The 13,393-nt window shown below is 38.7% G+C and carries 10 protein-coding genes; 1 reads left to right on the forward strand and 9 read right to left on the reverse strand.

Going from position 1 to position 13,393, the window contains the following annotated elements; translation table 11 throughout:
• Positions 1-68: 68 nt before the first annotated feature.
• Positions 69-1,145, reverse strand: coding sequence for an undecaprenyldiphospho-muramoylpentapeptide beta-N-acetylglucosaminyltransferase (locus tag AC1DSL_RS09255; protein ID WP_016427317.1), 1,077 nt, complete (start codon positions 1,143-1,145; stop codon positions 69-71).
• A 256-nt stretch (positions 1,146-1,401) separates the two neighbouring features.
• Between AC1DSL_RS09255 and AC1DSL_RS09260 the strand changes: the two genes are divergently transcribed.
• Positions 1,402-2,757 (forward strand): MATE family efflux transporter, encoded by a 1,356-nt coding sequence (locus tag AC1DSL_RS09260; protein WP_477531963.1) that lies wholly within the window; start codon positions 1,402-1,404, stop codon positions 2,755-2,757.
• 301 nt (positions 2,758-3,058) lie between these two features.
• Here the strand turns inward: AC1DSL_RS09260 and glgA are convergent, their stop codons facing one another.
• The 8 genes from glgA to AC1DSL_RS09300 all read right to left on the reverse strand — a co-directional run bounded on the left by glgA (position 3,059) and on the right by AC1DSL_RS09300 (position 13,392).
• Positions 3,059-4,489: a glycogen synthase GlgA gene (glgA, locus tag AC1DSL_RS09265; RefSeq protein WP_477531964.1), complete on the reverse strand. Its 1,431-nt coding sequence runs from the start codon at positions 4,487-4,489 to the stop codon at positions 3,059-3,061.
• Between the two features lie 16 nt (positions 4,490-4,505).
• Positions 4,506-5,612: a glucose-1-phosphate adenylyltransferase subunit GlgD gene (glgD, locus tag AC1DSL_RS09270; RefSeq protein WP_342541658.1), complete on the reverse strand. Its 1,107-nt coding sequence runs from the start codon at positions 5,610-5,612 to the stop codon at positions 4,506-4,508.
• Between the two features lie 16 nt (positions 5,613-5,628).
• Positions 5,629-6,786, reverse strand: coding sequence for a glucose-1-phosphate adenylyltransferase (locus AC1DSL_RS09275; protein WP_016427321.1), 1,158 nt, complete (start codon positions 6,784-6,786; stop codon positions 5,629-5,631).
• Complete coding sequence (glgB, locus tag AC1DSL_RS09280; protein WP_016427322.1) at positions 6,776-8,725, reverse strand: 1,4-alpha-glucan branching protein GlgB; 1,950 nt, start codon at positions 8,723-8,725, stop codon at positions 6,776-6,778. The genes AC1DSL_RS09275 and glgB overlap by 11 nt, the downstream gene beginning before the upstream one ends.
• A 339-nt stretch (positions 8,726-9,064) precedes the next feature.
• Complete coding sequence (locus AC1DSL_RS09285) at positions 9,065-10,087, reverse strand: glycoside hydrolase family 15 protein (RefSeq protein WP_016427323.1); 1,023 nt, start codon at positions 10,085-10,087, stop codon at positions 9,065-9,067.
• A gap of 581 nt (positions 10,088-10,668) precedes the next feature.
• Positions 10,669-11,445: a CAP domain-containing protein gene (locus AC1DSL_RS09290; protein WP_016427324.1), complete on the reverse strand. Its 777-nt coding sequence runs from the start codon at positions 11,443-11,445 to the stop codon at positions 10,669-10,671.
• Positions 11,446-12,159: 714 nt separating this feature from the next.
• Positions 12,160-12,972 carry a CAP domain-containing protein gene (locus tag AC1DSL_RS09295; protein WP_477531965.1) on the reverse strand — a complete coding sequence of 271 codons (813 nt, stop codon included), beginning with the start codon at positions 12,970-12,972 and terminating at the stop codon, positions 12,160-12,162.
• 162 nt (positions 12,973-13,134) lie between these two features.
• Positions 13,135-13,392: a hypothetical protein gene (locus AC1DSL_RS09300; RefSeq protein WP_477531966.1), complete on the reverse strand. Its 258-nt coding sequence runs from the start codon at positions 13,390-13,392 to the stop codon at positions 13,135-13,137.
• Position 13,393 lies beyond the last annotated feature (1 nt).

Raw genomic sequence — 13,393 nt, forward strand, 5'->3', positions numbered from 1 at the left:
GTTAATGCCTTTGCTTTATTAAATAAAAAAATACCGTCCACACACGTTTATGGTGTATGGACGGTATTTTATTTTGCGTATGAAGTAATAAGACTGACCATTTCATTCGGCGTTTTTGGAAATTCTGAACTTTCCATTACTTGTTGGATATGTTCTGTGCGTTCTTTAACATCTTCCAACGCAGCCATAAATGATGCTGGGGTTACTTCTTCTTCTTCAATTACAGATGCCCACCCATGTTTCTTAAATATCTGGGCATTTAAAAGTTGATCTCCACGACTTTGTAGTTTTGTTAACGGGATTAACAACATCGGTTTGCGCAAGGCTAAAAATTCAAAAATGGAATTTGACCCTGCTCGGGAGATAATAATATTAGCGGCATGCAACAAATCAGGCAATTCGTGTGTCACATATTCATATTGTTTATACCCTCTTATGTTGTTTAATGATTCATCCAATTTGCCTTTTCCACACAAGTGAATGACATCATATTTTTCAAGCAACTTAGGAAGATTACTTCGAATGGCATCATTCACTACTGCTGAGCCTTGACTCCCACCCATAATGAGTAGAACGGGTTTAAAACCTTCAAAACCACACAGTCGCATTCCCGTTTCTTTTCTCCCTTCAAACAATTCCGAGCGAATAATGGAGCCAGAACAACTGGACTTTTCTGATGGTAAGTGCTTTAACGTTTCCTGGAAGACTGTAAAAATATGATGGGCAAATGGCATCGCGATTTTATTTGCCAGTCCTGGAGTTACGTCAGATTCGTGAATTACAACTGGAATGTTAGCAATTTTACCTGCCATTACGACAGGAACGGATACAAATCCACCTTTTGAGAAAATTACGGAAGGTTTTACTTTTTTTAATATGAATAAAGCTTCCAGTAATCCTTTCATGACTCTTAGTGGATCCGTGAAGTTTTTGACGGAGGCATAACGTCTTAATTTGCCACTTGAAATGGCATGATACGTAATATGAGGAAAAGCATCGCGAATCAATTCCAATTCAATGCCATCTTTGGAACCGATGTAATGTATTTCAAATGATTGCTCTTCTAATGTCGGGATAATTGCCTGGTTCAATGAAACATGACCAGCAGTTCCCCCTCCGGTTAATACAATGGTTTTTTTCTTCATGTGTAAAGCTCCTATCTATTAAGCCACTCGATCGTTATAAAAATCATGAGGCAATTTGGCAAAATCAAGCTGCTCTTATAATCTACCCTTTACATAATATACACCATTTAAAGCTTTAACATGAACGTTATCTTCAAAACGATGGAATCCATTCACATATTGTAAAAGTGAATAATACGACTATTTCCATATCCACGAACCCTTAGAAAAATATGATATACTGGGGAAAATTTGTAGAAATTCAAGGTGATCACATATGTATGAAACTTCAAATCTAAAAGAAAAATGGTCACGGATGCTTAAAATTATTTTTCCGATTTTAGTGACACAAGTGGCATTATACTTAATTACTTTTTTTGATATTTTAATGTCAAGCAGGTATGGGAGTGAGGACTTGGCTGGAGTAGCGGTAGGCTCCTCATTATGGATACCTGTTTATACTGGACTGGCAGGTATATTATTGGCAATTACCCCTATTGTCGCTCAACTAGTTGGAGCGAAAAAAAAGGAAGAAGTCCGACTGGTTGTCCAACAAGGTTTATTTCTGTCTCTTGGGTTGTCCGTCCTTACCTTAATTGTCTTATTTTTTGTTTTAGAACCGATCTTGCAATCTATGACATTGGAGAACCGTGTAGAAGAAGTTGCCAGTTCGTTTATAAAAGCGATTAGCATCGGCATTATCCCATTATTTGCTTACAATGTTTTGCGTTCGTACATGGACGCGCTTGGAAAAACAAGAGTTTCCATGATTATCACCTTATTATCTGCACCTATAAACGTGTTTTTTAATTATTTATTGATTTTCGGAAATTTTGGCTTTCCGGAACTGGGAGGGGCCGGAGCTGGTTATGCTTCTGCAATTACCTACTGGCTCATTTTTCTTATAGCAGTTGGAGTGGTACATAAACAAAAACCTTTTCAGCAATATGAGCTTTTCAGAAATTGGCAACGTGTACAGTATTCAAAATGGCGCGATATCAGTAAAATTGGTGTTCCTATTGGTTTGTCAATCTTTGCGGAAACAAGTATCTTTTCTGCAGTTACGTTGATGATGAGTACGTATAGTACGGCAGTTATATCCGCCCATCAGATTGCTTTGAACTTTACCTCATTAATGTATATGGTTCCATTAAGCATTTCTATTGGTACTACTGTCCTGGTTGGATATGAAGTTGGAGCGAAGCGCTTTAAAGATGCAAAAATTTATAGCTGGTTAAGTGTTAGTACTGCAGTAATGTTCAGTTTCCTCTCAGCATGTATTTTGTTCTTTTTCAAGGAACAAATTGCCGAATTGTATACTACAGACGAAACGGTCATCCAATTAACCATACAATTCTTTATTTTTGCAGCACTATTTCAATTATCCGATGCGATACAAGCACCAGTGCAAGGAGCTTTGCGAGGTTATAAGGATGTAAATGTTACATTCATCATGGCCATTATTTCCTATTGGATCATTGGTTTGCCAGTAGGCTATCTCCTATCGAAGTTCACTGAATTCGGACCGTTTGGATATTGGATTGGTTTAATTGTTGGTTTATCTGCCGGTGCCATCACTTTATCCTTAAGACTCATCCGTATTCAGCGCAAAAAAGATGTCGCGTCCCTTTAGGACTGCGTCATCTTTTTTTTCGTATGAATAACCTTTATTATGGGTTGCACAAAAAGAACGGTTTTCAGAAATTCGAAAACGGTTCTTTTTTTGTCTCTGTTAAGTTTTATGGTTGATTTTTTTAAAAAGATTAAAGGGAATCTGCTTGCTTTCCGCGGACGAACAGGATGTTGGTCACGAAGGCGTTGTCGAAAAATGAGACCCACAAGTATGTGATTTTCATACTCGTTGGCTCATGCGGAACTTTCGGCTAGCGCAAATGTACGATTAACTACCATATCGTTTAACAGAGCCTATATTTTTAAGATTTCAGGAGTTCCCGATAGATTTTGAGATATTGCTGCGAAGATGATGACCAGCTAAAATCAAGATCCATTGCGTGCCCTACTAAGTTTCTCCATTTGTTAGGCTGGAAGCGGAAAAGTGCAACCGCTCGCTCAATCGTATATAGCAATTCGTGGGCATTATAATTAGCAAAGCTGAATCCATTTCCTTCTTCGGTTATTTCATTATAAGGAATAACGGTATCCTTCAGCCCACCTGTTTCTCGGACGAGCGGCAAGGTTCCATAGCGAAGTGCGAGCAACTGTCCTATGCCGCACGGCTCAAATTGGGATGGCATCAGAAAAAGATCGGAACCGGCATAAATTTTTCGTGCCAATGCTTCATCAAAATATAGGTTTGCTGAAACTTTATCGGGATAAACTTCTTCAAAATACCTGAATGACTCTTCATACTGCTGATCGCCAGTACCTAATAACACAATCTGGACATTCAAACCGATGATTTCATGGAAGACATGTAGAATCAGATCTATGCCTTTTTGATCAACTAGTCTGGTAACCATAGAAATTACTGGTATATCAGCGTTTATAGGAAGCCCGAGTGATTCCTGAAGGTGCTTTTTATTTACAGACTTCCCCTTATAATCGTCGAATGGAAGGAATAAATTTTCATCACGTTTAGGATCATAGGAGTCATTGTCAATTCCGTTCACGATTCCACGAATATCGGCGCCTCTCTTTCGTAAAAACCCATCAAGTCTTTCTCCATAAAAGGGAGACTGTATTTCGTATGCATAGGTTGAACTTACAGTAGTCAAGCGATCAGCAAAGGCCAGTCCTCCTTTAAGGTAACTGACATCCCCATAAAACTCTAAGCCATCCATGTGAAAATAAAGTTCGCTTAAATCCAGTAAATCGGAAAGCACTGATTTAGCATATACACCTTGGTAACGTAAATTATGAATGGTAAACACGGTTTTGATTTCCTGATAATATGGATTATTTTCATAATGGGCCTTTAAAAGAACAGGAATCAAGCCTGTTTGCCAATCATGGCAATGGATGATATCTGGTCGTTCCTCTAAGAATGGCAAAGCCTCCAGCACGGCTCGAGAAAAGAAGGCGAAACGCTCACCATCATCCCCAAAGCCATAACTGCCATGCCTTTTAAAATAATATTCGTTATCGAGAAAGTATACTGTTATCCCCTGATAATGCAGTTTTTCAATACAACAAAATTGACGTCTCCACCCTAAAGGCACTTCAATGCTTTTGATCCATTGCATTTGTTCTTGAAAATGTAACGGAAGATCGCCATACTTCGGTAATATAACACTGACGTTGGTTCCCTTTTCATGTAAAGATAGAGGCAAGGCGCCTATGACATCACCAAGTCCCCCGGTCTTAATAAATGGGACGCACTCTGAGGCTGCAAATAAAACATTCATGCTGGGTCCCTCCAGTTTAAACTACTTCTTCTTTTTTGATTACCGTCGGCTTATTTCTCGCTGTAATGATTTGATTCCTTGTTATGATTACTTGTTTATCAGTAATAACATTTTCGATATGGGCTCCGTCTTCAATCTCACCTCTTTGCATAATGATACTGTTTTTAACGACAGCACCTTTCCTTACTTTTACGCCACGGAAAATAATACTATTTTCGACGGTTCCTTCAATAATACATCCATTGGCAATTAAGGAATTAGAAACCTTTGAGGAATTTGCATATTCGGCAGGTGCTTCATGTTTAATTTTAGTGAAAACTTCCCATGAATCATAAAAATAGTTACGAAGAATTTCTGGGTTAAGAAATTCCATACTACTAGCATGGTATGTTTCTAAGGAGTGAATAAACGGCATATTACCAGTGAATTCATATCCTTGCACTTTAAGATTTATCAAATTTGCTTTTACAATATCTTTCAAAAAATCATATTCATCATACTCAATACAATTCTTAATTAAATCTATTAATAATTGCTTTTTAATCACATATGTTTCCAAACATATATGGTCACCTTTCTTAGGTGACGTATAAAGGTTTATATCACGGACTTCGCCGTTTGAATCTAGTGAACATTGATGATAAAGAGGTCTTTTCACTGACTCCCCATCATAATCCTTATACAGAACTGTAATATCAGCTTCATTACTTTCGTGTTCTTTAATCACTTCGTTAAAGTCTATTTTACAAATATGATGACCAGGAGCAATAATTACTGTATCTGCAGTTGCCCGTTGGAAAAATTCTAAATGATCGTAGAACTGCTGTAAATCTCCTTTAATTTTTTCATCGGGATGAATTGAAGGAAGAATGAATAAACCTTGTGAACGGTGATCAAGATCCCATTCCTTTCCAGAACCTAGATGATCCATCAACGATCGATATTTATCTTTTGTGAATATCGCAACCTTGCTGACGCTAACATTCATAAAGTTAGACATTGTGAAATCTATCATACGATAGCGTCCTCCAAATGGTACGGAAGCCAGACAACGATGCTGGGTCAGTTCTTTTAAAATAGGCCTTTCATTTACGAGATTAATTACACCTAATACATTCCTCATTTAAGGCTACCTCCTATTATAAAGATTGCAGCAAAGCACTTTCCGAAGAAATCCGCTGATTTTCACCAATTAAGGTAAGCCCTTGTTTAGAGTCAAAGACTATTGCTCCATCTTCGATAGTTGTACCGCTACCGATTATAGCCCTTTCGATTATTACATTTTTCCCGATTTTCACATTTGGCATTATTACGGAATCCTTTACGATAGAGCCGCTTCCAACTTGGACATTATAGGAAAGAACAGAATGATCGACCTTCCCAAATACCAAACACCCTTCATTGACTAATGATTGTGTCACATCAGCATCCTCAGATATATATTGTGGAGGGTGGTTGGCATTACCTGCATATATTTGCCAATTCGGGTCTCCTAGCTTGAATACAGATGGTTCTTCCAATAAATCCATATGCGCTTCCCACAGGCTTTCAATCGTACCGACATCTTTCCAATAGCCTTCAAATCGATACGCTTGTAAATTTGCTTCATCATTCAGCATCTTTGGAATAATGTCTTTTCCAAAGTCATTAGTCGAACTGCTATCCTGTTCGTCTTCTGTTAAATACTTTTTGAGATGATTCCAGTTAAAGAGATACACACCCATCGAAGCCAAATTACTTTTTGGATGTTTAGGTTTTTCATCAAATTCAATAATTTTATCAGTTTCGTTTGTATTCATTATGCCAAAGCGATTTGCTTCTTCCCAAGGTACCTCTATGACAGCAATGGTCGCATGTGCACCCTTATTAATATGATCTTCAAGCATTTTATTATAATCCATCTTGTAAATATGATCTCCTGAGATAACAAGTACATATTCCGGGTCATTATGATCAATAAAATGGAAATTTTGATATACAGCATTTGCAGTTCCTTTGTACCATACACCACCGTCTTTCCCCTGATAAGGTGGAAGTATAGAAACCCCGCCGTTATTACGGTCAAGATCCCACGGGCGGCCGTTACCAATATATGAATTCAAAATATGCGGACGATATTGGGTAAGTATGCCGACTGTATCAATACCTGAATGTGTACAGTTGCTTAAGGTAAAATCGATAATCCGGTATTTGCCTCCAAAGGGTACTGCGGGTTTAGCTAAGTCACTCGTCAATTCCCCGAGTCTTGAACCCTGACCACCTGCTAAAAGCATTGCAACCCATTTTTTAGATGCCATTTGTATTGAATCCCCTTTGCCTTGTTTTTGTTTCTTTCATGAATATAGCAATCCCTAGCGGCGGTACGGTTATTTCCAGGCTGCAGGGCTGATTATGAAGCGGGATCTTACTGGCATGCATCGGGGTGGAGTTCAGCTGTCCCGATCCGCCAAATGATGCGGCATCACTATTAAATGCTTCAAAATATTTCCCATTGGACGGAACCCCAATTTGATAGTTATGGTAAACATCGGCTGAAAAATTACAAACAACAATGCAATAATCCCCCTTCCGTTTTCCTTTTCTCATAAAAGTAATCACGCTTTGTTCTGCATTGTCTGCATCAATCCATTGAAAGCCAGCTTGCTCATGATCCAGACGCCATAGGGAATTGGTTTCCTGATAAAATTTATTTAATTCTTTATAGTATCGATAAAAAGTGGAGTGAGCGTCAAAATCTAAAAGCTTCCAATCCATTTCTTGTCGGTATTTCCATTCGTCAAACTGCCCAAATTCACTACCCATAAATAAAAGTTTTTTTCCTGGATGCGCGAATAAATAGCCAAATAAGAGGCGTAAATTTGCGAATTTTTGCCAATAGTCGCCTGGCATTTTATTTACTAATGACCTTTTTCCATGAACCATTTCATCATGTGAAAATGGAAGGACAAAATTTTCCGAAAATGCATAGAAAAATGAAAACGTTAAAAGGTGATGATGCTTTGGTCGTTCGTTTATATCAAGCTTCATATATTTAAGTAAGTCATTTGACCAGCCCATATTCCATTTATAATTGAATCCAAGACCGCCTGTACTAGTGGGACTCGTAACCAGCGGCCATTCGGTAGCTTCCTCTGCCATCATAAGGGCACCAGGATACTTCTGGAAAATAGTTTCATTTAACTTTTTCAAGAATTCGATTGCTTCAAGATTTTCTCCGCCACCATACTGATTCTTCAATTTTACAGGAAGTGGATTATCATGATTAAGATAAATCATTGACGAAACGGCATCAATCCGAAATCCATCAACATGATAGATATCCATCCAAAACATTGCGTTTGAGATTAGGAAGCTGATGACTTCGGGCTTGCTATAGTCAAAGCTATACGTTCCCCAGATTGGCCTCTCGGCGCGCATGGGATCTGCTGATTCGAAGAGAGGCGTTCCGTCGAACCTCCCAAGACCATGGCCATCCTTGCAAAAATGGGCAGGCACCCAATCAAGAATTACACCAAGGCCCTTCTGATGGCATTTGTCTATAAAATACATTAATTGCTCAGGTGTACCGTATCTGCTAGTTACTGAATAATATCCAGTTATCTGGTAACCCCATGAACCATCGTACGGATGCTCCATGACAGGCATCAACTCAATATGTGTAAAGCCATTATCAATTGCATAATCGACTAATTCGTCTGCAAGTTCTTGATAACTATAAAACTCACCATTTTCTTTTTGTTTCCATGAAGCCAAGTGAACTTCGTAAATCATCATCGGTTTGTTGTAAATATCTTTCTTTATTCGCTGTGTCATCCATTTTTGATCTTGCCATTCAAATGTAGTTAAATTGTAGATGATAGATGCTGTAGCAGGTCGCTGCTCCGAATAAAAGGCATACGGGTCTGCTTTTAATTCCTTCCGCCCATCCGGTCCTGTAACCTCATATTTATAAATGTCTCCATGTGCAAGCTCGGGAATAAATAGTACCCATATTCCAGAATTAGATAAACGGTCCATTCGGTTCTGGGTACCATTCCAATTATTAAAATTACCCACGACGGATACCTGCTTTGCATGTGGAGCCCAAACCGCAAAACGCACACCTTGAAAATCGTTCTCATGAATGATATGAGCGCCGAGCATTTTATAGCTTTCAAACAGTGTTCCTTCATGGAAAAGATATACATCAAAATCACTTGGGTATGGCCGGTTATTCAACTCAATAATTCCTTCCATTTCAACACCTCTTTCATCCTATGATTATTTCTATTTATTTACCATTTCTTCTCTTTAATTATTCGCCATCTATCAAAAAACACCTTTAAATTGTTTAGATTTTTGTAATAATTAAGAATTTTAGACAAAATAAAAAATCCTTCATGGATTGGAGGATTTTTTATAACATTCTATTTTCGTGAACTCTTCTTATATTCGGGTAGCTGTACATTAGTTATTAGCTGAGTTCCCACACACCATACTTTTTCAAATTTTGAGAATGACTGATGTCAAAAGTGGATAAAAAATATATTATTTCTGTTCCAAAAGAAACTTTAAGTTTAAACCTGTATGTTAATCTCAATCATTTCCTGTCAATTGTGAAGTAGGCATACTTATCATACGGTTTAAAAACAGATAGGAGAGGGAGACGGACCAAGCTAGTGGTGTGTTGCCATTTGGCACATTTTTCCCGCCAATATATAATTCAGGAACTGCCCAATTATTTGGTACGATTCGTTCCGTTTTATTTACATATTCATAAGCCTTATCATACATGCCCAGTTCAAAATAGCACAATCCTAGCCAAGGTAGTCCGAAGCACCATTCAGCTTCGCTTCCTTCGTTGTAATACTGATCGTTCTGATATCGAATACAGCCATATGTCCGCTCAAGGCGTTCGGAGACCAACTCGACTATCTTAAGCGCCGTTTTCCTTTCAACTATCCGATACGGATAGATAAGTGAAAGCAGCGATAAGTCTGTTTCTTTCGTTTCACTTTCCCGTGGTAAAAGAAACCGCAGCGTCTCCTCACCTTTTTGAATCAGTTCATCCTTAACATTAACGAGCATTTTCACCGCACGCAGGCCTGCCACGCATGCACCTACACTTGAAGCATGCAGTTCCATATTCTCTTCCCACATTCCATTATCCTTTGCCTGCCAGTATTGAAGACACTCTAGATAGTCAACAAGTTTCTGGACAATAGCGAGATCTTTGTCATCACGGATAACCTTTTGTCCGTGGCTCACACCCACCCCTACTCCCCATAAGAACGCTCCAATTGCATCATTCTGAGCATGCCCCCATTCTTGGCTCATTTCCTTTAATTCTGTGGAATACCGTGAGTGAATATATTCAAAAAGATAAACCGGTTTTTGTTCACGGTGAATGTCGATTTTCCATTCATAGGTTTTAAATAGATCAAATAATGCATGATATGCTTTTTCATACCGCTCAGATTGGCTTTGCAAAAAAGGCAACACCGTATATACGACATCACGTATCCAAACAAAATTGTAGTCCTTTGAAATACTGGCAGTGTAAGCACCGTTCGATAAGCGCATCCGATCTAAAACCTCAATTGCATTGTTGATTTTCATATATTAAAACCTCCTATTAAATTCTACCTTTATGGTGATTGTTCACCATTTGCGTTTATTCTAGACAAACTTTTCCACCCAATATATAAAAGCGTTTCCATTATGCATTTAATAAGCCCACAAAAGAAGTTTAAATATTTATATTTTATGTAGTAGAATGTTAATTGGATAAGCAAGCAGACCAAATTCATCGAATAAACCGACTCAAATTTAACGTACTCCTCCGGAATTTGGGACATGCGCAAATGTACGATAAACATCTAGAACGTTAAAGAAGACCAATTCAAAAAAGAGCAGAATCTGCTCCCTTTCCGTGGACGAACTGGCAATCCTTCTCGCTCGTCCCTCACTGTGGGGTCTTGCCTGCCCGTGATTCTGCCGGAGTGTCGCAGATTCCCTTTCAAGTTCCAAGAAACTTGTTTCATAAGCTATAGAAAAGCCCTGTTAAAGATTGCTTCTATTGATTAACGAGAGAGTGGATTTGCGCCTAGCGTAAATGTACGATAATCGGAAAGTAAGATTAGAGCCTAAAAAAATAGAACAAAAAAAGCCATCTCAATGTATTGAGATGGCTTTTTGTATTATTTTTGAATGAATTGTTGTGTCCAGTAATTACCGTTTGCATCGTATCCAATACCAATATGAGTATAAGTACCGTTCATGATATTTGCGCGATGTCCTGGTGATTCCATCCATCCTTTAACGACTTCAGCTGCCGTTTTTTGACCCATTGCGATATTTTCAGCAGCAGCCTTGTATTGAATGCCTTTAGCTTTCATTTGATCGAATGGGGATCCCATTGTTGGACTTGTATGTGAGAAATAGTTATTCTTGCTCATATCTGCTGATTTTGCACGAGCAGAGTCCATCAAAGCAGCATCAGTTGCTAGTGGTTTCAATCCTTCTTTTGCACGTTCTTGATTCGTCAATGTAAGAACTTGTTGTTCAATTGAAGAAACATTACCTGATGCTTGTGCTGCAGGAGCTGCCGGAGCTGCCGGTTTTTCAGCAGTTTGTGTATTTGTTGCTGGCTTTTGAGCCACCGGTTTTGCAGCAGGTGCTGCAGGTGTTGCTTTTTGTGCAGCAGGCTTAGCTGTTTCAGCTGGTTTTTGTGCAACTGGGTTTTCTTGAGTAGTTTTAAACCCTGCAGCATATAGCTGCGTATAAAGTTGATCTAACAACTGTTTTTCTATATTTGAAGACTCCACCGGTTTTGCTAGAGTACGTGCGGACCAGTTATTAGTATTCTGAGTCTGACACGTGGGGTTATTTGATGAAAATGAAGCTTCTGCGGTCGTACCTTGACTGAATGAGAACACCATAGCTCCCATTGTTAAACCTAGTAACATTTTTTTCATTTGTTATTCCCTCCTCTGCCACCTAGTCTATCGGCTAAATCTATGAAAAAAATACCCATTCATTTCCACTGTTTCCATCAGAAATGAAAATGTACTCTCATAGTGGTTTACACGACATTAAAATTGCGTGGTCTTAGGATAATTACCATATCTTTCATTAAATTAGCTATTGACGGGCTGATAAACAGCCTCATAAACCTTCTTTAACCTCTCTTTTTATACAGGAAAGATGCTACTTCTATCGATTCTATCAAAAGTAATATGTAATTATACAACTGTGCTTGGGTGAGTGAGCTCTTCTGATAATTGATTCATTTTCAATCAACTTAGTTCCTTGACGATATGGGAACAATGATTGAAAAGCTTGTATCATTTCATTCATGGCCGATCACACACTTCCTGGAACTTGCCATTGCACAATTTGTTCTCCAATTTGCTCTTTACATGCCGCAAGAAAGAGTAGGGTCAAAGGTAGTTTGACCCTATTCTTTGCGACGAGTAACCACAGGAGCAACCTTTTAGGCGACGAGTAACCGCAGGAGAAGCACTTTGGAAGCGTGAGGTCCACAACTATATGATTTTCATACTTGTTGGCTCATGAGGAATGTGATGCTAGCGCAAATGTACGATAAAAAGTAGTAAAGTTTAATAGAGCCTTTAAAAATGTAAATAGCACAAAAAAGCCATCTCAACGAATTGAGATGGCTTTGTGTATTATTTTTGAATGAATTGTTGTGTCCAGTAATTACCGTTTGCATTGTATCCAATACCAATATGAGTATAAGTACCATTCATGATATTTGCGCGATGTCCTGGTGATTCCATCCATCCTTTAACGACTTCAGCAGCCGTTCTTTGACCCATTGCGATATTTTCAGCAGCAGCCTTGTATTGAATGCCTTTAGCTTTCATTTGATCGAATGGAGATCCCATTGTTGGACTTGTATGAGAGAAATAGTTATTCTTGCTCATATCTGCTGATTTTGCACGAGCAGTGTCCATCAAAGCAGCATCAGTAGCAAGGGGTTTTAATCCGCCTTTAGCACGCTCTTGATTCGTCAATGTAAGAACTTGTTGTTCAATTGACGAAATATTACCTGATGAAGGTGGTGTTGTTGGGGCCGTCGGTTTTACTGGGACAGCCGGTTTTGCTGGGACAGCTGGTTTTGCTGGGACTGCCGGTTTTGCTGGGACAGCTGGTTTTGCTGGGACAGCTGGTTTTGCTGGAATAGCTGGTTTTGCTGGAATAGCTGGTTTTGCTGGGACAGCTGGTTTTGCTGGGACAGCTGGTTTTTGTATTGGAGCTTTAAACCCTGCAGCAAATAGCTGTGCATAAAGTTGATCTATCAATTGTTTTTCCATGGCTGAGTTCGCCACCGGTTTTACTAGAGTACGTGTTGACCAGTCATAACTTGTATTAGTTAGACACGTGGGTTGATTTGATGAAAATGAAGCTTCTGCGGTCGTACCTTGACTGAATGAGAACACCATAGCTCCCATTGTTAAACCTAGTAACATTTTTTTCATTTGTTATTCCCTCCTCTGCCAACTAGTCTATCGGCTAAATCTACGAAAAAAATACCCATTCATTTCCACTGTTGCCAGCAGAAATGAAAAGGTACTCTTCAAGCGGTTTACACGACATCAATATTGCGTGGTTTTAGGGAAATTACCATATCTTTCATTAAATTAGCTATTGACGGACTGATAAACAGCCTCATAAACCTTCTTTAGCCCCTCTTTTTCTACAGAGATGAGGCTACTTCTATCGATTCTATCAAAAGCAATTTGTAATTTTACATCAGCGCTTTTCCTAACACGTGGGTGGGTAAGCTCATCTAATAATTCGATTCTTATGCTGTCTGATAATTGATCCATGGTTTCAATCAACTTAGTTCCTTGACGATATGGGAACAATGATTGATAAGCTAGTATCGTTTCATTCATG

It is taken from the genome of Paenisporosarcina sp. P4_D4 (genome assembly GCF_056401835.1).